The sequence below is a fragment of the Streptomyces sp. NPDC002867 genome (assembly GCF_053591895.1).
The window spans coordinates 44821-67647 of the sequence record NZ_JBSFUR010000009.1 but is presented as its reverse complement, the minus strand read 5'-3'; the positions used below and the strand labels follow the sequence as shown (position 1 = coordinate 67647).

The following is a 22827-nucleotide window of genomic DNA, read 5'->3' as shown; positions in this document are numbered from 1 at the left end:
GGCGTCAGCGGCGCGCCGCCGGCTGTTCTTCGTGCACGTCCTGTGCTCCGGCAGCATACGTGCGCTGCGGCGGGCGCCAGTCGGCGATGCCGTCGAAGGTGCGCAGTACGAGGCCGGGGCCGAGGCGGGAGACCGCGGACATCAGGGTCTCGCGGACGGCGACGGCGGGCGTGCCGGACAGCGCCATGAGCCGGGCGACGCGGGCGGACTTGCGGACGACGGCCATGGTGCGCGGCAGCCGCTCGGCGCTGTAGGAGGCGAGGCCGGTGCCGAGGTCGCCGGCGGGCGGGGCGTGGTGGGCGAGGACGATCGCGTCCTCGATGGCCTGGTTGCCGCCCTGGCCGAGGGTGGGGGCCATGGCGTGGGCGGCGTCGCCGACGAGGGCGGTGCGGCCGCGGTGGAAGGCGGGCAACGGTTCGAGGATGTGGTGCACGTCGTTGCGCAGCACCTCGGCGGGGTCGGCGGCGGCGATGACGGCCGGGATCGGGTCGTGCCACTGGCCGAAGCGGCGCAGCAGTTCGGCCTTCTGGTCGCCCGCGGCGGCCCCGGCGGGTGCGGTGGCGGCGGCGTACGCGTAGATCCGGCCGTCCTTGAGGGGCTGGGTGCCCCACAGGGAGCCGGGCCCCCAGGTCTCGTGGGGCGCGAACGGGGCGTCGGGGGCGGGGACGACCAGGCGCCAGGTGGTGAACCCGGAGTACGCGGGGCCCGGGTGTCGGGGGAACAGGCTGCGGCGCAGTGCGGAGTGGATGCCGTCGGCCCCGATCACGAGGTCGGCCTCGATCTCGCCGTCGGGCGTGGTGACACGCGCGCGTCGGCCGCCGGCGACTCCGGGGTCGGCCAGTTCGCCGGGGCATCCGGTGCGTACGGCCCCCTCGGGCAGGCGGCGTGCGAGGCGGTCGACGAGCGTGGCGCGGTGGACGAGGACGAGGGGGCCGCCGAACCGCTCGGCCGCGGCGGCCGCGTCGGTACGGGCGAGCCAGCGGCCCGCGGGGTTGCGCATGCCGCCGGCGCCCTGCCAGGCGGCGAGGTCGCGGATCTCGTCGCCGAGGCCGATGACGTCCAGGGCGCGCTGGGAGTTGGGAGCGAGTCCGATGCCGGCGCCGACCGGCTCCAGGGACGCGGCCCGCTCCAGGACGGTGACGTGCCAGCCCCGCCGACTGAGGGCGACGGCCGCGGTGAGTCCGCCGATGCCGCTGCCGACGACGACGGCACGGGCGGTTGCACGGGCTTCGGGCATGACTGCTCCTCGACACGGTGACTACACCTGTAGTGACAGACACACGGTACTACAGCTGTAGTCGGCGCGATAGGTTGGCGCCATGGCCGCACGCAGCACCCCGCACACATCCCGCACCTCGGGCACCGCCGCCCGCACCGGCTCCCCCGGAGCGCCCGCGTCGGCCGCCGGCTCGCGCGCCGGGATCATCGGCGACACGGCGCTGGCCCTTCTCTTCGAGCGCGGGATGCGCGGTCTGACCCACCGCGCGGTCGACGAGGCGGCGGGACTCCCCCAGGGCTCCACGTCCAATCTCGCCCGCACCCGGCAGTCCCTGCTGGAGACGGCGGTGCGCCGGCTGGCCGAACGCGAGGCGGCCGTCCTCGCCCCGGAGGAGATGCCCGCCCCCGGCGACGACGGCCGCGAGGCGCTGCTCGACGGGCTCGCGCGCGCACTCCACCACTACCTGACCCGGCACCGGGAGCTGTTGGTCGCCCGGTACGAGCTGGCCCTGGAGGCGGTCCGCCGCCCGGAGCTTCGGGCGTTCTACGACAACGCCGGCGCCCGCTTCCGGGAACCGCTGAACGCGATGATGGCCGCCGCGGGCTCCCCCGAGCCGGAGCGGCACGCGCTGTCCCTGGTCGCCTGGTGCGAGGGCCTGATGTTCTCCTGCGCGGCCGGTTCGTACCACCGGGCGGTGCCCAGCGAGGAGGAACTGCGCACCGGTTTCGACGAGCTGCTGCGCGGCATGCTCGGCCCGGCCGCCGGCAAGTGAGCCGAAGGGGCGCGCGGGTGTCGAAAGGGAGTGGGGGCACCTCCCAGCGGTAGCTGGGGGAGCGCGGAGGCCCCGAGGAACGAGGGGTCGGGCACGATCGACCGTCGACACACGCTGAAAGCGCCCCGGTGGGGGTACCCCCGGCGAAGCCAGGGGGAGAACCGAGACCGCAAACGGGGATAACCCTTGGCCGGGAAGGCCCCTCCTGCACGAGGATGGCCGCCATGACCACAGTCGAGCGCACCGAACCGTCCACCACCGCAGCCGAACGCGACATGCTGGAGGGCTGGTTGGACTATCACCGCGAAACCCTGATCTCCAAGTGCGCCGGTCTGAGCGACGAGCAGCTGAGGACGGCATCGGCCGAGCCGTCGTCCCTGACCCTGATGGGCCTCGTACGCCACCTCGCGGACGTCGAGCGCTGGTGGTTCCGCCAGGTCATGGCCGGCGAGGACATCGGCGCCCTCTACTACAGCGAGGAGGACCCGGACGGGGACTTCCGTGTCACCGAGGAGGTCACCTGGGAGCGGACGCTCGCCGACTGGCGTGCCGAGGTGGCCGCCGCCCGCGAGGCGGCCGCAGGGCTGGGGCTCGACAACCTGAGCGCGGGCAGGACGTCCGGGGAACGCAGCTACAACCTGCGCTGGATCATCACGCACATGATCGAGGAGTACGCCCGGCACAACGGCCATGCCGATCTGCTGCGCGAGCGCATCGACGGCGCCACCGGCGAATGAGCCACTCCCGGCAGTCCGGCTGAAAGCCGCTTCACCCGTGCGGGCCACTTACGGCCTGTACTCCCCGACAAACGCCCTTCCGCACAGCAGAGTTGCGCGGGTGCAGCGAACATCGATCACAGCAATGGTCCTGGTCGGGGTGGCGGCGTGCGCCGCGACCGGCTGCGTCTCCGTGGAGGCGCAGCGCGCTCCCGCACCGACCGCTCCTCCGGCCGGACAGCCGGACCAGGTGGTGGAACCGCAGATCGTCCAGGGACCCGCCCGCGACGCCCTGGAGGCCGCCCTGCCGAAGCGGACCGAGGCAGCAACATCGCCCCCGGCCCCTCGCCGCGAGAAGGCCGCCATGCCCGCACCGCCCCCGCAGGCCCCGCCGCCCCGTCCGCACAGCCGCGCGCCGCAGGCTCCTGCCGTGCCCCGGCCGAAGCTGCCGCCGCTGCCCGAGATCCCCGTGGACCGGGGCGACGTCTGCGATCTCGGCCAGAACTACGGCGGGTGGCGCGGCGACAGCCCCGAGGCCCGCATCTGCCGTGAGGCATACGGCGATTGACCCTCAGTCGGCGCCCAGCGCGCGCTCCAGGCGGTCGATCGCGGCCCGTACGCCGTTCCCGTACCCGTCGTCCGCCAAGGCATCCGTCGCCGCGCGCGCCCGGTCCAGGTGGACCCGCGCGGCCTCCGGGTGGCGCAGTTTGATGTAGTCGGCGGCGAGATTCAGGTGCAGCGAGGGGTAGAAGGCCCGCACGGCGAGCGACTGCTCGTGCCAGGTCGTCCGCTCCTCGCTCGGTCCCTCCGCCGCGGCCAGGGCGCGCAGGTCCCAGGCCAGTTCGTCGGCCGGGTCGTCCTGGGCGTCGGCCATGTAGTGGGCCAGGGTGCACCGGTGCAGGACGTCGTCGGCGTCCGAGATCTCCGCCCAGATCGAGGCGAACCGCAGTCGCGCCTCCTCGCGGTCGCCGCCGTGGAGCAGCATGACCGCCTGCCCGATCCGGGTCATGACGGCGTCCCCTGACGTCTCCTGCTGGTCCTCCACGGTGCTCTCCCACGTCCGAACGGCTCGCTGGCTCGCTTGCGACGTACCGACGCTAGCCGCCGTCCCCGGCAATCCGGCACAGGCTCGGGCGCATCGCCCGAGCCCGTCAGCCCGGAGTGTGAACGGTCAGCCGAGGTCGGGGATCCGCCAGTCGATCGGGTCGTGGCCCTGTGCCGCGATCGCCTCGTTGATCTGCGTGAAGGGTCGGGAGCCGAAGAACTTCTTCGCCGACAGCGGCGAGGGGTGCGCGCCCTTGACGACCGCGTGGCGCGTCTCGTCGATCAGCGGCAGCTTCTTCTGGGCGTAGGCGCCCCACAGGACGAAGACCGCCGGGTCCGGCCGCGAGGCGACGGCGCGGATCACGGCGTCGGTGACCTTCTCCCAGCCCTTGCCCTTGTGGGAGTTCGGCTCGCCGGCGCGGACGGTCAGCACCGCGTTGAGCAGGAGGACGCCCTGCTCGGCCCAGGGCATCAGGTAGCCGTTGTCCGGGACGGGGTGGCCGAGCTCGGCCTGCATCTCCTTGTAGATGTTCCGCAGGGAGGGCGGGGTCTTCACACCCGGGCGGACCGAGAAGCACAGGCCGTGGCCCTGGCCCTCGCCGTGGTACGGGTCCTGGCCGAGGACGAGCACCTTGACCCGGTCGTACGGCGTGGCCTCCAGCGCGGCGAACACCTCGTCGCGCGGCGGGTACACCGGACCGTTCGCCCGCTCCTTCTCGACGAACTCGGTGAGCTCCCTGAAGTACGGCTTCTGGAGCTCTTCGCCGAGGACGCCGCGCCAGGACTCGGGCAGCATGTCGGTGTCGGTCACGTCAACAACCTCCGGTAGACAGCAGGCGGTTCCGAGATCTCGGAGCCGAGATCCCAGAACCTACCTGCCGCCACTGACAATCCGCTTACCAGCTCTTCTTGCGGTACAGCTCCCACATCTGCATGACGGTCTGCGGGTCGAGGGCACGCTCGCCGCCGCCGATCTCCTCGTTCGCCGCCACGTACAGCTTGCCCTGCCAGAGGGGGAGCAGCCGCACGTCCTGGACCAGGATCTCCTGGGCCCGCTCGAACTGGCTGGTGACCGCCCCGCGGTCGCTCTCGCGCCGGGACTGGGGCAGCAGCTCTTCGGTGATCTCGGGGCTGTTGTACGGGGTACCGAGCACGTTCTTGGGGCCGACGAAGGGAGCGATGAAGTTGTCGGGGTCCGGGAAGTCGGGGAACCAGCCTCGGCCGAAGACCGGGTACTCGCCGGCCTGGTAGCCCGCCTGGAACTCCGTCCAGGGCTTGCCCTGGACCGTGATCTTGAACAGGCCCGTCTCGTCGAGCTGCCGCTTGAGCTCGGCGAACTCGGGCGCGGTGGACGAGCCGTAGCGGTCCGTGGTGTACCAGAAGGTCAGCGGCACCGGCTCGGTGATCCCGGCCTCCTCCAGGGTCTCCCTGGCCTTGGTCACATTGGGCTCGCCGAAGCGGTCGAAGAACCCGGTGGTGTGGCCGGCGATGCCCTTGGGGACCATCGAGTACAGCGGCTCGGCCGTACCGTGGTAGACCTTCTCGACCAGCGCCCCGCGGTCGATGACCTGGGCGATCGCCTGGCGTACGGCGAGCTTGCCCGCGTAGGGGTCCTTCGGGTTGAAGACCAGGTAGCGGATGTCGGCGCCGACGGTCTCGACAAGCTGGAGGTGGTCGTTCTCCGGCTTCTTCTCCTGGAGCTCGACGACCTCCTCGGCGGTCAGGCCACGGTTGATCGCGTCGATCTCCCGGTCCTTGAGCGCCTGGATCATCACGTCCGAGTCCTGGTAGTACCGGATCGTGACGGCGTCGTTCTGGATCTTGGCGAAGCCCTTGTACTTGCTGAACCGGCTCAGCTCGGCGTGCTCGCCCTTGGCGTAGGAGTCCAGGGCGTACGGGCCGGAGCCGGTCAGCTTCCCGTCCTCACGGAGCTTGTCGGCGGGGTACTCCGAGGGCGGGACGATCGACATGGCCGGGGTGGCGAGGATGAACGGGAACGTGGCGTCCGACGTCTTGAGCCGGAAGGTCACCGTGCGGTCGTCGGTCGCCTCGATCCTGTCGAGGGACCCGAGCAGTCCGACGGGACCGCCCTGTGCGTCGATCGTCCTGATCCGGTCGATGGAGTGCTTGACCGCCGCCGCGTCCAGCTTCTCACCGTTGGTGAAGGACAGTCCGGAGCGGAGCTTGCACTCGAGGACCTTGTTGGCGGCGTCGGTGAAGCGGCAGCCCTCCGCCGCGTCCGGCTGCGGGGTCGTGGAGCCCGTCGGGAAGCTGACCAGGGTCTGGAAGACGTTCCGGTACAGCTCCCACGAGCCGTCCCAGGCCGCGGCCGGGTCGAGTGTGCTGGGCTCACTCGTCGTGCCGACCGCTATCTTCCGCTCACCGCCGGAGTCCTCGTCGGAGAAAAGGCCGCATCCCGCCAGCAGAGATATGGACGCTAGGGCTGCAGCGGCCTGCAGACAGGTCCGGTAGAACACGTGCACGCTCCTCGTTCAGCCATGGGTCGGCAGACCATACCGCAGCGCCCCACCGGAGCAACCTGGTGGTCCGGCGGGGCACTTGGATCATTGCGGCACAAAACCGCTCAGGCTGGTCCGGTGGGCGTCAGTGCACACCTGCGTTGAGGAACATACCGCCGTCCACGACGAGTGTCTGTCCCGTGATCCAACCCGCCTGGTCGGAGGTGAGGAACGCGGCCGCGCCGCCGATGTCCTCGGGCGCCCCGAGCCTGCGCATGGGGTACGCGGCGGCCGCCTCGGCCTCGCGGCCCTCGTACAGGGCCTCGGCGAACTTGGTCTTGATCACCGCGGGGGCGATCGCGTTGACCCGTACGACCGGCGCGAACTCGTGCGCCAGCTGGAGGGTCAGGTTGACCATGGCCGCCTTGCTCATGCCGTAGGCGCCGATGAACGGGGACGCGGAGACGCCGGCGATGGAGGCGATGTTCACGATCGCACCGCCGTTCTCCTTCTGCCAGGCCTTCCAGGTCTGCTGGGCGAAGCCGAGCGCCGAGATCACATTGGTCTCGTAGACCTTGCGCGCCACGTTCAGGTCGAGATCGGCGATGGGACCGTAGACCGGATTCGTACCCGCGTTGTTCACCAGGAAGTCCACCCGGCCGAACGCCTCCATGGTGCGTTCGACCGCGGCCGCCTGGTGCGCCTCGTCGTGGGCCTTGCCCGCCACCGCGATGACCCGGTCGGCTCCGAGCCGCTCGACGGCCTCCTTGAGCGCCTCCTCACCGCGCCCGGTGATGCACACCCGGTCGCCGCGGGCGACGAACGCCTCGGCGATGCCGTATCCGATGCCCCGGCTCCCACCGGTGACCAGTGCGACCCTTCCGCTGTCCGGCACGTGCCGCTCCCCTGCTCCGTGTACCTCTGCCATGTCCGTCGTCCCCCGTATCAGTTGAGCGGGCCGCCGGCCACGTACATGACCTGGCCGGAGACGAAGCCGGCGTCGTCGCCCGTGAAGAAGGCGATCGCATTCGCGATGTCCTCGGGGCGGCCGACCCGCTGGACGGGGATCTGGCTCGCCGCCGCGGCCTGGAACTCCTCGAAGCCCATGCCCATCCGGGCCGCGGTCTGGGCGGTCATCTCGGTGACGATGAAGCCCGGCGCGACGGAGTTGGCCGTGATGCCGAACTTGCCGAGCTCCTTGGCCAGGGTCTTGGTGAAGCCCTGCAGACCCGCCTTGACGGCGGAGTAGTTGGCCTGGCCCCGGTTGCCCAGGGCGGAGGACGACGAGAGCGAGACGATACGGCCGAAGCCGGCGTCCACCATGTGCTTCTGGCACGCCTTGGCCATCAGGAACGCGCCCTTGAGGTGCACGTTCATCACCGTGTCCCAGTCGGACTCGCTCATCTTGAACAGCAGGTTGTCGCGGAGCACGCCGGCGTTGTTGACCAGGATCGTGGGCGCACCGAGCTCCTCGGCGACGCGGGCGACGGCGGCCTCCACCTGGGCGGCGTCGGAGACGTCGCAGCCGATGGCGACGGCCTTGCCGCCGGCCGCGGTGATCTTCTCGACCGTGTCCTTGCACGCGGCCTCGTCGAGGTCGAGTACGGCCACGGCGCGGCCCTCGGCCGCCAGCCTGACGGCGGTGGCGGCGCCAATGCCGCGCGCGGCTCCGGTCACGACAGCCACGCGCTGCTCGGTGGTGGACATTCTGGTTCTCCTCGCCCTTGAAGCCCGTCAAATGCCTAAGCCGGGTCCCCGGGGCGGCCGCTCCCGGCTCATGCGCTGAGCGACCGCTTAGTACCTCGGCAGAAAGGACGCTAGAAGCCCTGGCACCCGGTGTCAACGGCACCAGGGCGCGGCGTCGGACATCACACCGGCTCGGACGGGTTCTCAGCGCACCAGCAGGTCCAGCAGCCGCTCCACCTCCGCCTCGGGGTCGAGCGTCAGACCGGTGTGCACGGGGCCCGGCTGGACGACGGTGGACCGGGGGGCGATCAGCCAGCGGAAGCGCCGCCCGGCGTCGTCGCGCCCCGCCTGTCCCGCGTCCTCCCCGCCCCGGCAGACACCCTCGACGGCGTGCAGCGCGGCGCGCACGCCGGTGACGTCCGCGTCGGGGTCGAGGGCCTTCAGCTTGGCCACGTCCAGGTGGGTGCGGGCGGCCACGAAGGTCCTCGCCCGGCAGTACACGACGACACCCGCGTTGAAGCACTCCCCGCGCTCGACCCGGGGCACCACGCGCAGCAGCGCGTACTCGAATACGTCCCTCTCGCTCACCGGTCGGCGTCCTTGCTCTTCTTGGCCGGGTGCGGCCACTCCGTCAGGTGCTCGGTCAGCCAGCCGGGCGGCTGCGGCTGCCTGGGCTTCGCGGGGGCGTCCAGGGTGATGCGCTCGTGGATGCTCGCCGCACGCGGCAGCAGCGCCTCGACGTAGGCGCGGCGCAGGGCGTCCGTGGAGTCGAAGCCGGGCTCGTCGACCAGCCACTCGTCGGGCACGTCGGCCGCGACCTCGGTCAGCAGCTCCTCGGTGACGCGGGGCGCGAGCTCGGCGGCGGCCGCGGCGATGTCGGGACCGAAGCGCGCCAGCGCGTGGTCGGAGGCGTCGTACGGCTTGTCGGCGGAGGCGGCGGCGCCCGGCCAGTTGTGGTGCCAGATCATGGTGGCGCCGTGGTCGATGAGCCACAGATCCCCGTGCCAGACGAGCATGTTGGGGTTGCGCCAGGAGCGGTCGACGTTGTTGATCAGGGCGTCGAACCAGACGATCCTGCCCGCCTCCCGCGCGTCGACCTCGTAGGCGAGCGGGTCGAAGCCGAGCGACCCGGGCAGGTAGTCCATGCCGAGGTTGAGGCCGCCGCTGGCCTTGAGCAGCTCCTGCACCTCCTGGTCGGGCTCGGAGAGTCCGATGACGGGGTCGAGCTGGATGGCGACGAGGTCGGGGACGCGCAGCCCCAGGCGCCGCCCGAGCTGCCCGCAGACGACCTCGGCGACCAGGGTCTTGCGGCCCTGCCCCGCGCCCGTGAACTTCATGACGTAGGTGCCGAGATCGTCGGCCTCGACGATCCCGGGGAGCGAACCGCCCTCACGCAAGGGCGTGACGTAGCGGGTCGCTGTGACTTCGGAGAGCATTGCTCCAGGTTATCCGGCCTGGTCTCCTGGAAATCCATGGACCGAACCGGGGGCGCTTGGCCTGGAGGCAGCGGGGACGGGTGGGCCGTCCCCGCTCGGTGACGCTCCGGCGGTCAGTTCTTGCCGAGCAGCTCGTTCATGCGCGTGATCTCGGCACTCTGGGACGTGATGATGTCGCCGGCCATGTCCTTGGCGGGCCGGTACGAGCCGTCGGACTGTTCCGTCCTGGCCATCTCGACGGCACCCTCGTGGTGCTTGACCATCATCTCGAGGAATGCGGTGTCGAAGGCCTCGCCGGACGCCTTCTCCAGCTCGGTCATCTCCTCGGCGGTCATCATCCCGGACATGGAGTGCCCGGCGTGCTCGCCGCCCTCGCCCTCCTCGGGGACTTCCTCACCCCAGGACGTGAGCCACCCGGACAGCGTCCTGATCTCCGGGTCCTGCGCCTTCTTGATCTCTGCGGCCAGCGCCTTGACCTCCGCGGACCCTGCGCGGGACTCCGCCAGGTCGGCCATCTCGATCGCTTGCCGGTGGTGAGGGATCATCCCCTTCGCGAAGGCGACGTCCGCCGCGTTGTGGTCCCCCTGGCGGGCGGAGGCCGACGCGGTCGGCGTCGGGGACTTGTCGTGGCCGCCGTGGCCGGACGAGATGTCGCCTCCCCCGCCGCAGGCGGCGAGTACGACGGCGGCTGCTCCTGCGGCCGCCACAGCGGCGGCACGGCGGATCATGGAACGGTGTGCGGTCATGGTGGTGCGACTCCTGTGTCTTCACGGGATCAGGCATGGCTGTCGAAGACGCGCCGGTCACGGTGACCGGGCACGCCAAGACGGCCTATATGCGCAGGAGTTGCAGTTCGCTCAGCGAAGGCGGAGCGCGACCGCCCAGCGTCGCCGCGGGAACGGCTGTGGCCATGTCCGAGGTCGGGCACATGGCGGAGCCGGACAGAGCCAGGGCAGGAAGCGCGGGCGCTCCGGCCGTGCCGCCGGCCGCACACGTGGCGTCGGCATGCTCCGCGTGTCCGCCCGCATCGCCGTTGCCGTGATCGACGTGAAGGCACTCAGCACAGCCTGAAGCGCCGGCGTGCTCCAGGACCCCGGCCATGGCGGTCGGGTGCGCGCTGTGGGCGGCATGGGAGGGCGCCGACGGGACGGTGGGCCCCAGTCCGTGCATGGCCACCACACCGGCCAGCACAGCCAGCACGAGCAGCACGTACGCCCGGACCCCACTGGGCCGGTTCACGCGCCACGCCTGCTGACTCATGCCCCGCATCGTAATCGGGCCCCTTCACCGTCGCCGACAGCACCGTCCCGGACATCACACAGACCGATGGTTCAACGCGCGGGGCGAAGCCCGGCCAGAGTGACCGCGACGAGTCGGCGGACCGCAGCTTCGGAGGGCAGGGAACCGGCTGCGGTCAGGGCATGGAGGCAGTAGCGCGCGAGCTCGTCGGGTGCGACGTCGTCCCGGAGGTCACCGCTCGCCACGGCCTCGGCCAGCACATCGCGGAAAACGTCGACGAGCTGCTGCTGCGCACGGGTGACGTGCTCGCCGCGGTGCAGGAGCGCCGAGAGCTCCTCGGTGCCGTGCCGCCCGCGGTGGTGGGAGATGAGCGCATAGCGCCCGAGCACCGCTTCGAGCCGCTCGCCGGGGTCGCCGGGCCCGTCCCTGAGTTCGGCAAGCTGTTCCAGGTGGGCGGCGACGTGGCGTTCGTGGTGGGACGCCAGGATCGATTCGACGTCCGGGAAGTACTTGTACAGCGTCGCGCGCCCGATCCCGGCCTTCTCGGCGATCTGCGTCATCGTCACCGACATCAGACCGCGCTCGGCCACCAGCTCCCAGGTAGTTTCCAGGATCGCTTCACGTACCGCGTGGCGGTGCGTCGCGATCGTCTCGTTCCACAGCTTGGGCACCCCTGCATTGTACGGGTCGACGCTGTCGTGACATGTTGACGTGATAGAGACAGAGTGTCTCGTAAACTGCCCGGTGCTCGAAGATCCGGCACCCGTGGAGGACATCTCATGGCCGACCCGTCCCCGTCCCCCCACAGCGGCCCACCCAAGGCGCCACGCTGGGCGAAGGTGTCCGCCGTCGTCGTCGGCGTCCTGATCCTGCTGGCCGTGGTCGTGAAGCTCACCGGCCTCGGCGGCGACCACGGCCCCGGCCGGCACACGGGCATCGGAGAGACACCGTCGACCGGCGTCACCGTGATCCAGACGTCCGGCGGCCACCCGGCCGCGTACGCACCGGAGGCACACCGCTGATGGCCATGCCGCCGCGCCTCCGCAAGGCGGTCCTCACCGCCCACGTCACCACCTCGGTCGGCTGGCTCGGTGCCGTCTTCGCCTACCTCGCTCTCGACGTCACGGCGGTGACCGGGCAGGACGCGTCGACGGTGCGTGGCGCCTATGCCGCGATGGAAGTGACGGTGCTGTACGCCATCGTCCCCCTCGCCCTCGCGTCGGTCCTCATCGGCATCGTCAACGCCCTGGGCACCCCATGGGGCTTGCTCCGGCACTACTGGGTGCTGGTCAAACTCCTCCTCACCGTCTTCGCCGCCACCGTCCTGCTGATCGAGACACGGACCGTGAGCCACCTGGCAGAGACAGCGGCAAGCACCGCCGACCCCCGCGAGCTGCCGGGCACGCTGCCCCATTCCGTCGGCGGGCTGGTGGTCCTGCTCCTCATCGTGATCCTCTCGGTGTTCAAGCCGAAGGGCCTGACCCGGTACGGGTGGCGCAAGCAGGAGGAGCAGCGGCACAACGAGCGCACCCGGAACACTGCGGTCTCCGTGAGGTAGCCCTGGGCGCGTCCGCAGCGAAATCCTCACGGCCCGGTGGTCGCTGCGACCGGAGCCAACGGCCTTCCGCAGTGCAGGTTCCAGCGCCCGGCCCGGCCGGTGATCTCGGTCAGTGACAGCGGCCGTACATCGAGCCGCCAGAACACCTGCGGCGGAAGGCCCAGTGCGTGGACGAGGGCCGCGCGGATCACCGCCGGTTCCACCACGGCCAGCACCCTTTCCGTGCCGTCGGCACGGTCGTTCAGCCAGGCGCCGACGCGACCGACGAGCCCGGTCAACGACTCACCCCCGTGAGGCGCCGCATCGGGGTCCGAGAGCCAGGTGGCAACTGCCCGCGGCTCCGACTCGGTCACTTCTTCCAGCGACCTCCCGTGCCAGCGCCCCATGTCCAGATCGTCCAACTCCGTCAGGGACCGGGCGTCCAGACCGAGCACGGTGGCGGTCTGACGACAGCGGAGCGAGGGGGAAGACGTCTGCGTGGTCGACGGGGGAAGCCCGGCTGCAGCCGCGCGCGCCTGCTGCTGCCCGACCTCGTCCAGGGGACTGTCCCCACCGAAACGCGCTTGGCGCAAACCCTCATTGACGGCGGGTGCCACCAGCATCACGCGTACCGGCATCTCTCCCCCTCCCCTTCCGTGTCGCATAGAGACTAAGGGCACACGAGTACGGGCCCGCGCGCCGTGGCGCCGCAGGTCGCGACGCGGTACTTTCACGTGGACATGACGACGGTGTGACGGAAGTCCGGTGAGAATCCGGCACGGTCGCGCCACTGTGAAGCCTGTCCTCGCGTACGAGATCGGGACAGGCGAGTCAGACCCGCCACCGTCGTCCAAGGCACCAACGATCGGGACGCGTGTTCCCCAGGAGGTTCTGCCATGGCACTCTCCGCTGCCCCCGCGCCGGCCACCCCCGCCGCACCGGCCATCACCCCCATCTCGCTGAAGGCGATCGCCCCTTGGGCGCTGTTCGCCGGCGTCCTCATGCTCGTCGTCCTGTACTTCGTCGGCGCGGAACAGGGCGCCGTCGCACTCCTCTCCGGCGAGAGCGTCCACGAGTGGGTCCACGACGGCCGTCATCTGCTCGGCTTCCCCTGCCACTGACAACCGCCGAAGTCAGAGGTAGCCACTCATGAACTCCGTACCCGTCAGAGCCCTGCTCGTACGCGGCATGCTCGCCGGTCTCCTCGCCGGCGTGCTCGCCTTCGCCGTCGCCTATCTGCTCGGCGAGTCTCCCGTGGACGCGGCCATCGCCTTCGAGGAACAGGGCAGCCACGGCCATGGCGAGGAGGAACTCGTCAGCCGTGCCGTGCAGTCCACGGCCGGACTCGCCACCGGCATCCTGCTGGCCGGCGTCGCCCTGGGCGGTATCGCCGCCCTGGCGTTCTGCGTCGCGCTCGGTCGCATCGGCCGCATCGGCCCGCGTGCAACCGCGGGCTTGATCTCGCTGGGCGCGGCGCTGACCGTCTGCGTCGTCCCCTTTCTGAAGTACCCGGCCAATCCGCCGGCTGTCGGGGATCCCGGCACGATCGGCCGGCGCACGGCCCTGTACTTCCTGTTGATAGCGCTCAGCGTGCTGCTCGCTGTCGCCGCGGTCATTCTCGGCAAGCGGCTGGCGCCCCGGCTGGGCAACTGGAACGCGACCGTCGCTGCCGTGGCCGGATTCGTCGTCGCCATTGGTCTCGCCTACGCCTTCCTGCCGTCGTTCAACGAGGCGCCGGAGGGCTTCCCGGCTGCTGTCCTCTGGCAGTTCCGCCTCGGCTCCCTCGCCACCCAGCTCTCCCTCTGGGCCGGGTTCGGACTGATCTTCGGCCACCTCGTGGAACGGCTGCTCGTTCCGCGGCGCGCCGGTGAGGCACAGGCTGGGGGCGAATCCCGCAGAGCCGCAGCGGCGCACTGAGTCGATGCGGCCAAGGAAGCCGACCGGCCCCAGCGGGTACGTCGACGGTGCGGGGCGGAGTGCCGGAACCGGCCCCCCGCCCCGCACCGTCCCGCCATGCCGGTGTCGCCGGCGAGAGACAGGAAACAGGGCATGAAGAAGACGCTGCTGGCCGAGTTCACCGTGCGCCCCGGAAACGAGGAACGCGTCGCCGAGCTGGTCAAGGACTACGCCGTTCGCGTCCGTGAGGAGCCCGGGAACCTGGCGTTCGAGGTGTACACCAAGGAAGCCGATCCCCTGGCGTACTGGATCTTCGAGGTGTACGAGGACGAGGCCGCTTTCCGGGCCCATCTGGCAGCGCCCTACGGCAAGCCCTTCAACACGGAGCTCCAGCCGTTGATCAACGAGAAGGAGTCCGTGCTCACGTTCCTGACCCCGCTCGGCTGAGGAACCGGCGCCGTACCTCGCGTGCGTACTCCGCGTTGCTCGCCGACCGCTGCCGCGACTCCTCGGCGCGGCGCTCGAGCCATTCCTGACGCTGCGCCGCGAAGTCGGCCATCCGGGCGTCGCGTTGCTCGTACATCGCCGTGCGAAGAGCGTCGAGACGGCCACGGTCGGGGGCCGGGAGGTCCTTCATCGACGGGGTGTCCGGGCGGCGCGGGAGACGCAGCCCGACCGGTGGGACGTCGAAGCGGGGTCCGGGGAGGGTCTGGTACCAGTACGCGGTCGAGGCCCAGTCGTCCGACAGATGGTTGGCGTGGCCGTGCTCCATGGTGACCTTGATCCGCTCCTCGAAGCGGAGCGGGTCGGCCAGGTGCCAGCGGTAGCTGATCTGGTAGCCGGGGACGTCGTCCTCGTGGACGATCGTGCCGTGGAAGGGGTAATTGATCTTCTGCATCCCCCAGCCGTGACTGAAGTAGTCCTCCCCTCCCGTGCCGTGCATGCTGGGCGGCCAGCGGGTGCTGCCGTCGGCGAGGAAGTCGTCGTCGATCCAGATCATGTCGTCGCCCTCGCCCCACCATGTCCCGGTGAAGTGGGTGACCGTGTGGTTGCAGCCGATGTAGTTGCCGGCGCCTTCGGTCTCGAGGATGACGTAGTTGTCCCTGCCGTCCAGGTTGGGGACCTGGGTCTCCAGGCTGTTGACCTGGAGGTCCGGCCCCCAGCCGTCGCACGGGTTGTTGCGGCGCCACTGGGCGTGGAAGTAGAGGGTGTCCTCGGGCAGGTCCTCGGCGTAGAGCTCGTAGTCGACGTAGAAGTACTGCATGTACGCCACGTCTCCCTGATTCTCGACCTCGATACGGGCCCGGGAGTTGAACGGCATGGGCAGGAAGCAGTTGAAGGCGGCCGGACCGCCGAACCTGCGCTCGGAGTCCTCCTTGACGGAGACGGTGAAAGGCAGCGACTGGAAGCTCGCCGGCAGGGAGTTGCCGACGCAGAAGAAGTCGCCGAGCGGTGCGACGACGCTGGGGTGCTCCTGGTCGTCCCAGTACATGCGAATGACGACCTTGCGGTAGTAGTCGGGGTCGTTGACCTCCCAGTTGTAGCCGAGGGCGTTGTTGAACTCGACCATCGCGGTGCCGGCCTGCCGGGCGTCGAACAGGCCGGGGCCGAGAACGAGCCGGCAGCCCTGGACGAACCAGAGGTGGGTGATGGCCCCGGGACCTTCGAGGTCGGCCAGGACCGCGGTCTCGCCCGGCATGACGACGAACGCGTCCTCGTTCAGGCCGGTGTGGTCCCAGCTGGCCACGCGCGCCGAGCGGGCCCGGCGGCGCTTGGCAGCCCGGCCGAGCAGGTCGTCTCCGAGGGAGAAGGAGGGAACGGACATGGGCATGCGTCTCCCGGTGAAGTGGTGGGAAGGCAAGGGGTGTTCGGCGGACCGGGGACCGGTGTCGCGGCCCCGGTCCGCGAAGACCTCCAAGGGGCGGTTCACCCCGTACGGCAGGCCGTCCGCCGAGGACGGCCTGCCGTACGGAAGGTCCGCACGCTGCCGGTGCTACGGAGCGACGCCGAGGGCGGCGTCCAGCTGTGCCCGGGTGGGCGGCTGGGCGCCGGCCTGTGCGCAGGCGAGCGCGCCGGCGGTCACGGCCTGGCGCAGCAGCTGCCCCAGGGCGTCCCGGTCCTCGGGCAGGTGCACCCGGTGGGTGCCGTCCTCCCTGGGCCGGAGCAGCCCCGCGAGCAGCGCCGCCTGGAAGGCGTCGCCCGCGCCGATGGTGTCGACGACCTTCACCGGTGGCGCCGCCACCGTGACCTCCGCGCCGGCGAGGAGACCACGGGCGCCCTCGGCGCCGATCGTGGTCACCACCAGGCGGGGGCCCATGCCGAGCAGGTCACGGGCGGCGTCGACCGGCTGCCGGTCCGGATACAGCCAGGCCAGATCCTCGTCGCTCGCCTTGACCACATCGGCGGTCGCCACGATCCGCTCGACCGCACGCCGGTAGGCGGCCCGGTCCGGCTGGACACCGGGACGTACGTTCAGATCCACGGCGACTGCTCCGCCGGGCCGGGACCGGATCGCGCGACAGGCCCGCACGACGCGGCCGGCACCCGGCTCCACCACGATGGCCAGTGAACCGGTGTGGAGGAGCGTGGCATCGGACGGCAACTCCGGCAGCAGCGGATCCCAGGTGGCCAGGAAGTCGTACGTGGCGGCACCGGTGGCGTCGTCGACGCAGGCCAGGGCCAGGGTGGTGCGGCCCGAGGCGGATTCCGTACGGTCGATGGGCACACCGGTGGCGTACAGGTAGTCACGCACCAGCACGCCGGGCGGATCGTCGCCCCAGCAGGAGGTGAGGCGGACGGGACGCTCCAGGCGGTGCAGGCCGACCGCGACATTGGCGGGACTGCCGCCCGGGATGGGGGTGATCGTTGTGCCCCCGCTGCGCCACACGAGATCGACCAGCGACTCGCCGATGACGACGGCGGTCATGACGCCCGCTCCGATTCCGGCCGCCTGTCGCCCTCCGGCCGCTTGTCGTGGATCTGCACGCCGGCGAGGTCCCATGCCTCGACGGCGTAGTGGGCCGGACCCGTGCCCGTGGCCGTCGCCTGCAGGCGCCACGGGGTGCCGCCGACGGGGTAGAAGCGGAGGCTGAGCGCCTGTCCGTCGGCCGTGAACACCTCGACGACGGAGTGGTCGAGGACGACACGGAGGTCCACCGGCCCCGGCTGCGCGGGCAGGCGCCAACTGCCGCCCTTGGCACGCGGTTCGAGCGAGGCATGGGACCGGTCGACGACCACCTCGCCGGTGTCCGGGTCGCGGACGATGTCCAGGTACTCGCCGCCGGCCGCGTCGGTGATCAGCCGCAGTCCTCCTGCGGCTCCGAGGCGGGCGACGATGTCGCAGGCGGGACCGATCCCGCCCAGGTCGGCAGGCCGATCGGCGCGCGCCTCACCCGTCGCGGCGAAACGGCAGTCCCGGCGCAGCCGGTCGACCTCCCGGGCGGGACGCTGCAGGATTTCCCCGTCGTCGCCGAGGGTCACCTCACGCGGCAGGGACAGCATCCCGGCCCAGCCCACCTCGTCCGTCCACGCGCTGGGGGCGCCGACCCGTTCCTCGTCCCGTGCCTCCCAGATCCAGGCCCACATCAGCCAGCGGCCGTCGGGGGCGGGCAGCAGCGCCGGCGCGTAGAAGTCCGGTCCGTGGTCGAGACGGCGGGGAGAGCCGGCGACGAACGCCCCGTTCTCCTCGTGACCCGGCCAGGCCGCCGTGCACAGCGCCCCTTCGTCCGGGTCCCAGGCACTGACCAGCACCACCCCGCGGCCGTCGGGGAAGTACGCGTACTGGGCGCACTCCCAGCCCTCCTCGGTGTTGCCACCGCCGGGCAGCGGCTCGGGCGCCCGGGCCAGGAAGACGCCCTGGTCCTCCCACTCGACCAGGTCGGTCGAGGAGTACTGCACGGCCGCCCCGCGACCGTCCTCCAGGGCGGCGCCGACGACCATGCGCCAGCGCTCGCCGTCCCGCCACACAAAGGGGTCGCGGAACATGCTGGTCCCGGCGGGCGGTTCGGCGACGAGCAGCCGCTCGTGCTTGGTGAAGGTCAGACCGCCGTCCCGGGACACCGCCCGGGCGACCGGCTGGTACCAGCGGTCGGGGTGCCGGGCCGAGTAGAAGGCGACGAGCTCGCCGTCCGCCTCGACGGCATTGCCGGACCAGACTCCCCCGGCATCCTCCCCGTCGGAGGTGGGGGCCAGGGCGATGGGCAGCAGCTCCCAGGTGAGGAGGTCGGCACTGCGGAAGTGCCCCCAGTGCATGTCGGCGTGGCGGGCGCTCCCCGGGTTGTACTGGAAGAAGACGTGGTAGTGGCCGTCGTGGAAGACCAGCCCGTTGGGGTCGTTCAGCCAGTTGTGCGGCGGGCGCAGGTGCAGCGCGGGAAAGTGCGGGTCCCCCGGCGGAGCGGACACGGCAGGGGGCCGTTCGACGGCGTCCACGGGGTCAGCCACGGGTGCGCTCGTCGTAGCGGTGCCGCACGTCCGCGGCCTGCTTGGTGTTGGCCTCGGACTCCTGCAGCGAACGCTCCCCGCGCAGGCGGGTGCGCTCGGCGAGGTGCTCCATGTGCCGTTCGAAACGGGCCCGGTAGCGTTCACGCATCTGGGCGATCTCCTCGGCGACGGCGCCGGCGCGGGGCGCCGGGGTGGGCATGGGCAGGCCGGCGGGGCGTACCGGCAGGCGCTGCTCGAGCGGCGGTATGGACGCCTTCGGCGAGGGGAGCGTCTGGTACCAGTAGGCGGTCGAGGCCCAGTCGTCGCTCAGATGGTTGCCGTGGCCGTGCTCGATGGAGACCTTGATGCGTTCCTCGAAGCGGACCGGATCGGTCACATGGAAACGGTAGTTGACGGAGTAGCCCGGGACGTCGGCCTCGTGGAGGATCGCTCCGTGGTAGAGATAGGCGTTCTTCTGCATGCCCCAGGCGTGGTTGAAGTAGTCCTCGGTGCCGGTGCCGTGCAGGGAAGGCGGCCAGACGGTGGAGCCGTCGGGCAGGAAGTCGTCGTCGATCCAGATCATGTCGTTGCCCTCGCCCCACCAACTGCCCTGCCGGTGGTGGACGGAGAGGTTGCAGCCGACGTAGTGGCCGGTGCCCTCGGTGTCGAGGATGACGTAGTTGTCCTCGCCGGTGACATCGACGATGTTCACCTCGGGGCTGTTGGTCTGGATGTCCGGGGCCCAGCCGTTGCACGGGTTGCTGCGGTTCCAGCGGGCGTGGAAGTAGAGGGTGTCCTCGGGCAGTTCCTCGGGGAACAGCTCGTAGTCGATGTAGAAGTACTGCTGGATCGGCAGGTCGTTCTCGTTGACCAGCTCGATGCGGGCCCGCTTGTTGAACGGCATCGGCGCCCAGCAGTTCAGCGCGGCGCTGCCGCCGAAGATCAGGGACTCCTCGGGCTTGGCCGAGACCGTGAAGAGCGCCGACTGGTAGCTGTTGGGCATGCAGTGGCCCACGCCGAAGAAGTCGCCGAGCGGCACGAGGACGGCCGGCTCCTCCTCGTCGTCCCAGGTGATGCGGATCAGGACCTTGCGGTAGTAGTCGGGGTCCGGCTCCTCCCAGTTGACGCCGAGCGCGTTGTGGATCTCCATGACCGGCGCGACGGTGTCCGCCTCCAGCGGGTCGATCAGACCGGGTCCGAGTGTCTTCCGGCAGAACTGCGTCATCCAGATGTGCGTGATCTGGCCCGGGCCTTCCAGGTCGGCGAGGACCCGGCTGGAGTGCGCGGGGGTCGTCCAGTAGTCCTGGTTGCGGCCGCGCTGGTCCCAGCTCGACGTACGGGCGCTGCGCGCCGCCTTCCGGCGGGTCAGATCGCCAAGGGGAGTAGACATGGGGGGAATGCCTTTCGTGGTGTCAGTCGCTGATGTCGGATCGTTCGGACGGTGTGGACTGGCCTCCGCCACCGCCCGCTGAGGGGTTATCCAGTGGTGCGCTATCCAGTGGTGCAGCCGCACGAGGTGCGGTAGATGACACGCGGCGTGAGGCGGATCGTCTCGCTCGCGTCGCTGGTGTCGCCGTTCACCCGTCGCAGCAGCAGGGTCATCGCGGCGACTCCCACGTCGAAGGCCGGCTGCACAACAGTGGTGATACGGGGTTCGAAGAGGTCGGACTGCGGGAAGCCGTCGAACACCGCGAGCTTGAGGTCGCTCGGGATGCGCAGGCCGATCTCCGCGGCGGCCTCCATGACTCCGACCGCTGTTTCGGTACTGGCGCAGGCCACTGCTTCCGGCCTCCCTTCGCCGCCGAGCATGCGCAGGGCCGAAAGGCGGGTTTCCCCCGCCAGTCCCGACCCGGTGATCACCCACTCGGGGTCCGGCTCGATGCCTGCTGCCCGAAGCGCCTGCGTATAGCCGCGGTGGCGCTCGGCCATGGTGGAGACCGCGAGATCTCCGGCGGCCAGGGCGATGCCGCGGTGGCCGTGCCCGAGCAGGTGCTCCACGAGTTCGCGCATCGGCGTGGTGTTGTCCACGCCGACCTGGTCGCCGGTCCCGGGCTCGCCGATCCGGTCGAGGATCACCACTGGCGTCCCGCTGCGGCGCACGGCCTCGGTCTCCCTGCCCGTCGACTGTGCGGCCGGGGCGACGATGAGGCCGTCCACCCGGCGGGCCGCCAGTGCCTGGACCGATCGGGTCTCCTGGGCGGGATCCTCCCCCGAGTGCGCGAGGAGCAGCGTGTATCCCGCCTGGGCCGCCTCGTGCTCGACGCCCCGGACCATGTCGGCGAACGTGGGCTGGCCGGCGTCGGAGACGACGAGTCCGATGGAGTCGCTGCGTGCGCGGCGCAGCGACCGGGCGAGCGTGTCCTGGCGGTAGCCGGTCTGCTCGATGGCCTTCAGCACCCGCCTGCGGGTCCGTTCCGCCACCGGCCGGGTGCCGTTCACGACGTGCGAGACGGTCGAGATGGACACCCCGGCGAACTGCGCCACATCGACGATGGTCGCCACGTCACCTCCCTTAATCGAAACGTTTGCGCGAAACGTTTGCGCCGATTGTTGTCGCGTGCCGCGACGGGTGTCAAGGCGTCGGATGCCTCAACTCCCTTGTTCGCCGTGGACGCTTACGGCGTCGCGGCTCACCAGGGCAGGGGCCGTTGGTCGTTGCTGCCGGTGGTCGCTTCACTCGGGGTGAGCCCTTCCACGGGCTCGGGGCTGCACGCAGGCCCCGGGCCCCTGTGCCTCAAGCGCCGGGGGCAACGCGTGCCTTGTACTCCCCCGCGGCCTCCTGCGTGGGAGGTGTCCCCGCGCACCCAGCGCCCGGCGCAGGGACCATCCCCGTGGCCCCCGGCACCGGGGTGCCGCGCCCCTCCGGGCACAGGAGGGGCGCCGGGAACGCACCGCGTCGCGTCCTACTCGTACAGGCCCGGAGTCTCGGTCGGAGCGGGGCAGATGCGGCGGCCGCGGCGGTCGAAGACGTACAGCTGCCCGAGGTCCACGAGCAGCGGCACCTGGGCGCCTGCCCGCAGCCGTACGTCCGGTCCCGTACGCAGCACCAGGTCGCCGGCCGTGATCGTGCCCCGATCCGGGGCGTGCGCGCCCGGCGCCCGGTCCTTCGACCCGTCCGGCGCGGACGCCTGGGGCTTTGCGTGCGCCCGGGCTCGCTCCTTGATCCGTCCGAGACGGCCGGGCGTACGGCCCCGACGGCCGGGACCGGGCCGCGCCGATTCCAGATCGGGCACCACCGCACGGCGCGAGCCCGTGTTCAGATGCACCAGGGCCTCGTGGCCCTGGTACTCCGTGTGCTCGACGACGCCGGTCAGCGGGACCTCGCCGGGCCGGGCGTGGCTGGGCGGGGCGATGCGGGCGGCCTCGGGGCGCAGTCCGACGACGACCGGCCGCCCTTGCTGGATGCGCAACAACTGGTGGTCGCTGCTGAGCGGTTCGGCCAGCGGCAGTCTCTGCCGGCCGAGTTCGACACACATCCGTTCCCCCAGCGGCGCGTGGACGACGGCCTGGAGCAGATTGATGCGAGGAGTGCCGATGAAGGCGGCGACGAACACGTTCGCGGGCAGCGCATAGGTCTCCCGCGGAGTGCTCACCTGCTGGAGCACACCGGCGCGCATCACCGCGACCCGGTCGCCGAGCGACATCGCCTCGGCCTGATCGTGTGTCACATAGATCGTGGTGACGCCCAGATCCGCGGTCAGTTTGGCTATTTCGGCCCGCAGATGGTTACGGAGCTTGGCATCCAGGTTGGACAGCGGCTCGTCCATCAGGAAGACGGACGGCTGCCGGGAGAGGGCCCGGCCCATGGCGACGCGCTGGCGCTCGCCGCCGGACAACTGATTCGGGTAGGAGTCCAGGGTGTCGTCGATCCCGAGCATCCGGGCGGTTGCCTCGATGCGCGCACTGTGGTCCTCGTGCGGATGCTGCAGCTTGAGGGGGAAACCGATGTTGTGCCGGTTCGTCATGTTCGGGTAGAGCGCGAAGTTCTGGAACACCATGGCCATGCCGCGTTCGCGCGGTGGCACGTCGTTGGCGTACGCGCCGTCCAGCAGCAGCTCGCCCTCGGTGATGTCCTCCAGGCCCGCGATCATGCGCAGGACGGTGGACTTGCCGCAGCCCGAGGGGCCGAGCAGGGCCAGGAACTCTCCCGGTGCGATGTCGAGCGAGAACCGGTCGACGGCAGTGGCGGCGCGAGCGTAGGTCTTGCTGACGCCGCGCAGGGAGACGGCCCGTGTCATCTGGTGCCGCCTGGCGGCAAGGGCCCGCGGGGCGAGGTCCGGCGCGCCGGATCGCCGAGGTGCGTCGGATCGGCACAATGCGCCGGATCAGCAAGAGGGGCAGGGGTGACCGGAGGGAGGGCATTACCATCTGCCTTTCAGTGATGTGTCAGTCGCTGATTGCAAG

At 70.9% G+C, this 22827-nt stretch carries 26 protein-coding genes; 8 read left to right on the top strand and 18 right to left on the bottom strand.

The window, feature by feature from the left end; all coding sequences use genetic code 11:
• Window positions 1-4: 4 nt before the first annotated feature.
• Window positions 5-1237, bottom strand: a complete 1233-nt coding sequence (locus ACWD0A_RS11480) for an FAD-dependent monooxygenase (RefSeq protein WP_451296928.1) — start codon at window positions 1235-1237, stop codon at window positions 5-7.
• Window positions 1238-1319: 82 nt separating this feature from the next.
• Here ACWD0A_RS11480 and ACWD0A_RS11475 point away from each other — a divergent pair, with 82 nt between their 5' ends.
• The 3 genes from ACWD0A_RS11475 to ACWD0A_RS11465 all read left to right on the top strand — a co-directional run bounded on the left by ACWD0A_RS11475 (window position 1320) and on the right by ACWD0A_RS11465 (window position 3275).
• Window positions 1320-1991, top strand: coding sequence for a TetR/AcrR family transcriptional regulator (locus tag ACWD0A_RS11475; RefSeq protein WP_451296926.1), 672 nt, complete (start codon window positions 1320-1322; stop codon window positions 1989-1991).
• Window positions 1992-2215: 224 nt separating this feature from the next.
• Complete coding sequence (locus tag ACWD0A_RS11470; RefSeq protein WP_451296924.1) at window positions 2216-2728, top strand: DinB family protein; 513 nt, start codon at window positions 2216-2218, stop codon at window positions 2726-2728.
• A gap of 100 nt (window positions 2729-2828) precedes the next feature.
• Window positions 2829-3275, top strand: coding sequence for a hypothetical protein (locus ACWD0A_RS11465; RefSeq protein WP_451296922.1), 447 nt, complete (start codon window positions 2829-2831; stop codon window positions 3273-3275).
• A 3-nt stretch (window positions 3276-3278) separates the two neighbouring features.
• Here ACWD0A_RS11465 and ACWD0A_RS11460 read toward each other — a convergent pair whose 3' ends face one another.
• The 10 genes from ACWD0A_RS11460 to ACWD0A_RS11415 form a co-directional block, all read right to left on the bottom strand.
• Window positions 3279-3716, bottom strand: a complete 438-nt coding sequence (locus tag ACWD0A_RS11460) for a hypothetical protein (RefSeq protein ID WP_451297195.1) — start codon at window positions 3714-3716, stop codon at window positions 3279-3281.
• A 162-nt stretch (window positions 3717-3878) separates the two neighbouring features.
• Window positions 3879-4562: a uracil-DNA glycosylase gene (locus ACWD0A_RS11455; protein ID WP_451296920.1), complete on the bottom strand. Its 684-nt coding sequence runs from the start codon at window positions 4560-4562 to the stop codon at window positions 3879-3881.
• A gap of 85 nt (window positions 4563-4647) precedes the next feature.
• The gene (locus ACWD0A_RS11450; protein ID WP_451296918.1) at window positions 4648-6228 is read right to left on the bottom strand and encodes an ABC transporter substrate-binding protein; all 1581 of its coding nucleotides are present in this window, start codon (window positions 6226-6228) and stop codon (window positions 4648-4650) included.
• A gap of 127 nt (window positions 6229-6355) precedes the next feature.
• Window positions 6356-7138 carry an SDR family oxidoreductase gene (locus ACWD0A_RS11445; protein WP_451296916.1) on the bottom strand — a complete coding sequence of 261 codons (783 nt, stop codon included), beginning with the start codon at window positions 7136-7138 and terminating at the stop codon, window positions 6356-6358.
• 17 nt (window positions 7139-7155) lie between these two features.
• Window positions 7156-7917: a 3-oxoacyl-ACP reductase FabG gene (gene fabG / locus ACWD0A_RS11440; protein WP_307716641.1), complete on the bottom strand. Its 762-nt coding sequence runs from the start codon at window positions 7915-7917 to the stop codon at window positions 7156-7158.
• Window positions 7918-8100: 183 nt separating this feature from the next.
• The gene (locus ACWD0A_RS11435; protein ID WP_307716640.1) at window positions 8101-8484 is read right to left on the bottom strand and encodes a DUF3037 domain-containing protein; all 384 of its coding nucleotides are present in this window, start codon (window positions 8482-8484) and stop codon (window positions 8101-8103) included.
• Entirely contained in the window at window positions 8481-9332 is an 852-nt protein-coding gene (locus ACWD0A_RS11430; RefSeq protein WP_451296914.1) for a HipA family kinase, read from the bottom strand. Before ACWD0A_RS11430 ends, ACWD0A_RS11435 begins: the two co-directional genes overlap by 4 nt.
• Window positions 9333-9445: 113 nt before the next feature.
• Window positions 9446-10078 (bottom strand): DUF305 domain-containing protein, encoded by a 633-nt coding sequence (locus ACWD0A_RS11425; protein ID WP_451296912.1) that lies wholly within the window; start codon window positions 10076-10078, stop codon window positions 9446-9448.
• 85 nt (window positions 10079-10163) lie between these two features.
• Complete coding sequence (locus ACWD0A_RS11420; protein WP_451296910.1) at window positions 10164-10592, bottom strand: DUF6153 family protein; 429 nt, start codon at window positions 10590-10592, stop codon at window positions 10164-10166.
• Between the two features lie 71 nt (window positions 10593-10663).
• Entirely contained in the window at window positions 10664-11242 is a 579-nt protein-coding gene (locus ACWD0A_RS11415; RefSeq protein ID WP_451296908.1) for a TetR/AcrR family transcriptional regulator, read from the bottom strand.
• A 108-nt stretch (window positions 11243-11350) separates the two neighbouring features.
• Here ACWD0A_RS11415 and ACWD0A_RS11410 point away from each other — a divergent pair, with 108 nt between their 5' ends.
• Both ACWD0A_RS11410 and ACWD0A_RS11405 read left to right on the top strand, forming a co-directional pair.
• Window positions 11351-11593 (top strand): hypothetical protein, encoded by a 243-nt coding sequence (locus tag ACWD0A_RS11410; RefSeq protein ID WP_451296906.1) that lies wholly within the window; start codon window positions 11351-11353, stop codon window positions 11591-11593.
• The gene (locus tag ACWD0A_RS11405) at window positions 11593-12129 is read left to right on the top strand and encodes a hypothetical protein (RefSeq protein ID WP_451296904.1); all 537 of its coding nucleotides are present in this window, start codon (window positions 11593-11595) and stop codon (window positions 12127-12129) included. The genes ACWD0A_RS11410 and ACWD0A_RS11405 overlap by 1 nt, the downstream gene beginning before the upstream one ends.
• A gap of 26 nt (window positions 12130-12155) precedes the next feature.
• Here the strand turns inward: ACWD0A_RS11405 and ACWD0A_RS11400 are convergent, their stop codons facing one another.
• On the bottom strand, window positions 12156-12731 hold the full coding sequence (locus ACWD0A_RS11400; RefSeq protein ID WP_451297192.1) for a histidine phosphatase family protein: 576 nt from the start codon (window positions 12729-12731) through the stop codon (window positions 12156-12158).
• Window positions 12732-13004: 273 nt separating this feature from the next.
• Between ACWD0A_RS11400 and ACWD0A_RS11395 the strand changes: the two genes are divergently transcribed.
• The 3 genes from ACWD0A_RS11395 to ACWD0A_RS11385 all read left to right on the top strand — a co-directional run bounded on the left by ACWD0A_RS11395 (window position 13005) and on the right by ACWD0A_RS11385 (window position 14451).
• Window positions 13005-13229 (top strand): CbtB domain-containing protein, encoded by a 225-nt coding sequence (locus tag ACWD0A_RS11395; protein WP_451296902.1) that lies wholly within the window; start codon window positions 13005-13007, stop codon window positions 13227-13229.
• A gap of 28 nt (window positions 13230-13257) precedes the next feature.
• Window positions 13258-14025 carry a CbtA family protein gene (locus tag ACWD0A_RS11390; protein WP_451296900.1) on the top strand — a complete coding sequence of 256 codons (768 nt, stop codon included), beginning with the start codon at window positions 13258-13260 and terminating at the stop codon, window positions 14023-14025.
• A gap of 132 nt (window positions 14026-14157) precedes the next feature.
• Window positions 14158-14451 (top strand): putative quinol monooxygenase, encoded by a 294-nt coding sequence (locus ACWD0A_RS11385; protein WP_451296898.1) that lies wholly within the window; start codon window positions 14158-14160, stop codon window positions 14449-14451.
• Here the strand turns inward: ACWD0A_RS11385 and ACWD0A_RS11380 are convergent.
• From ACWD0A_RS11380 to ACWD0A_RS11355, 6 genes are all read right to left on the bottom strand, one after another.
• Window positions 14426-15829: a glycoside hydrolase family 172 protein gene (locus tag ACWD0A_RS11380; protein ID WP_451296896.1), complete on the bottom strand. Its 1404-nt coding sequence runs from the start codon at window positions 15827-15829 to the stop codon at window positions 14426-14428. The genes ACWD0A_RS11385 and ACWD0A_RS11380 overlap by 26 nt on opposite strands.
• Window positions 15830-15997: 168 nt before the next feature.
• The gene (locus ACWD0A_RS11375) at window positions 15998-16930 is read right to left on the bottom strand and encodes a carbohydrate kinase family protein (RefSeq protein WP_451296894.1); all 933 of its coding nucleotides are present in this window, start codon (window positions 16928-16930) and stop codon (window positions 15998-16000) included.
• Window positions 16927-18444 carry a glycoside hydrolase family 32 protein gene (locus ACWD0A_RS11370; RefSeq protein ID WP_451296892.1) on the bottom strand — a complete coding sequence of 506 codons (1518 nt, stop codon included), beginning with the start codon at window positions 18442-18444 and terminating at the stop codon, window positions 16927-16929. Before ACWD0A_RS11370 ends, ACWD0A_RS11375 begins: the two co-directional genes overlap by 4 nt.
• Complete coding sequence (locus tag ACWD0A_RS11365) at window positions 18437-19813, bottom strand: glycoside hydrolase family 172 protein (protein ID WP_451296890.1); 1377 nt, start codon at window positions 19811-19813, stop codon at window positions 18437-18439. The genes ACWD0A_RS11370 and ACWD0A_RS11365 overlap by 8 nt, the downstream gene beginning before the upstream one ends.
• Before the next feature lie 101 nt (window positions 19814-19914).
• The gene (locus tag ACWD0A_RS11360) at window positions 19915-20925 is read right to left on the bottom strand and encodes a LacI family DNA-binding transcriptional regulator (protein WP_451296888.1); all 1011 of its coding nucleotides are present in this window, start codon (window positions 20923-20925) and stop codon (window positions 19915-19917) included.
• A gap of 401 nt (window positions 20926-21326) precedes the next feature.
• On the bottom strand, window positions 21327-22661 hold the full coding sequence (locus ACWD0A_RS11355; RefSeq protein WP_451296886.1) for an ABC transporter ATP-binding protein: 1335 nt from the start codon (window positions 22659-22661) through the stop codon (window positions 21327-21329).
• Between the last annotated feature and the right edge of the window lie 166 nt (window positions 22662-22827).

Excerpts from the sequence above, each read along its gene's own strand:
- ACWD0A_RS11480 (WP_451296928.1), bottom strand. The coding sequence starts at position 1,237 with ATGCCCGAAGCCCGTGCAACCGCCCGTGCCGTCGTCGTCGGCAGCGGC.
- ACWD0A_RS11475 (WP_451296926.1), top strand. The coding sequence starts at position 1,320 with ATGGCCGCACGCAGCACCCCGCACACATCCCGCACCTCGGGCACCGCC.
- ACWD0A_RS11470 (WP_451296924.1), top strand. The coding sequence starts at position 2,216 with ATGACCACAGTCGAGCGCACCGAACCGTCCACCACCGCAGCCGAACGC.
- ACWD0A_RS11460 (WP_451297195.1), bottom strand. The coding sequence starts at position 3,716 with ATGACCCGGATCGGGCAGGCGGTCATGCTGCTCCACGGCGGCGACCGC.
- ACWD0A_RS11445 (WP_451296916.1), bottom strand. The coding sequence starts at position 7,138 with ATGGCAGAGGTACACGGAGCAGGGGAGCGGCACGTGCCGGACAGCGGA.
- fabG (WP_307716641.1), bottom strand. The coding sequence starts at position 7,917 with ATGTCCACCACCGAGCAGCGCGTGGCTGTCGTGACCGGAGCCGCGCGC.
- ACWD0A_RS11430 (WP_451296914.1), bottom strand. The coding sequence starts at position 9,332 with ATGCTCTCCGAAGTCACAGCGACCCGCTACGTCACGCCCTTGCGTGAG.
- ACWD0A_RS11425 (WP_451296912.1), bottom strand. The coding sequence starts at position 10,078 with ATGACCGCACACCGTTCCATGATCCGCCGTGCCGCCGCTGTGGCGGCC.
- ACWD0A_RS11420 (WP_451296910.1), bottom strand. The coding sequence starts at position 10,592 with ATGAGTCAGCAGGCGTGGCGCGTGAACCGGCCCAGTGGGGTCCGGGCG.
- ACWD0A_RS11410 (WP_451296906.1), top strand. The coding sequence starts at position 11,351 with ATGGCCGACCCGTCCCCGTCCCCCCACAGCGGCCCACCCAAGGCGCCA.
- ACWD0A_RS11405 (WP_451296904.1), top strand. The coding sequence starts at position 11,593 with ATGGCCATGCCGCCGCGCCTCCGCAAGGCGGTCCTCACCGCCCACGTC.
- ACWD0A_RS11400 (WP_451297192.1), bottom strand. The coding sequence starts at position 12,731 with ATGCTGGTGGCACCCGCCGTCAATGAGGGTTTGCGCCAAGCGCGTTTC.
- ACWD0A_RS11395 (WP_451296902.1), top strand. The coding sequence starts at position 13,005 with ATGGCACTCTCCGCTGCCCCCGCGCCGGCCACCCCCGCCGCACCGGCC.
- ACWD0A_RS11390 (WP_451296900.1), top strand. The coding sequence starts at position 13,258 with ATGAACTCCGTACCCGTCAGAGCCCTGCTCGTACGCGGCATGCTCGCC.
- ACWD0A_RS11385 (WP_451296898.1), top strand. The coding sequence starts at position 14,158 with ATGAAGAAGACGCTGCTGGCCGAGTTCACCGTGCGCCCCGGAAACGAG.
- ACWD0A_RS11380 (WP_451296896.1), bottom strand. The coding sequence starts at position 15,829 with ATGTCCGTTCCCTCCTTCTCCCTCGGAGACGACCTGCTCGGCCGGGCT.
- ACWD0A_RS11375 (WP_451296894.1), bottom strand. The coding sequence starts at position 16,930 with ATGACCGCCGTCGTCATCGGCGAGTCGCTGGTCGATCTCGTGTGGCGC.
- ACWD0A_RS11365 (WP_451296890.1), bottom strand. The coding sequence starts at position 19,813 with ATGTCTACTCCCCTTGGCGATCTGACCCGCCGGAAGGCGGCGCGCAGC.
- ACWD0A_RS11355 (WP_451296886.1), bottom strand. The coding sequence starts at position 22,661 with ATGACACGGGCCGTCTCCCTGCGCGGCGTCAGCAAGACCTACGCTCGC.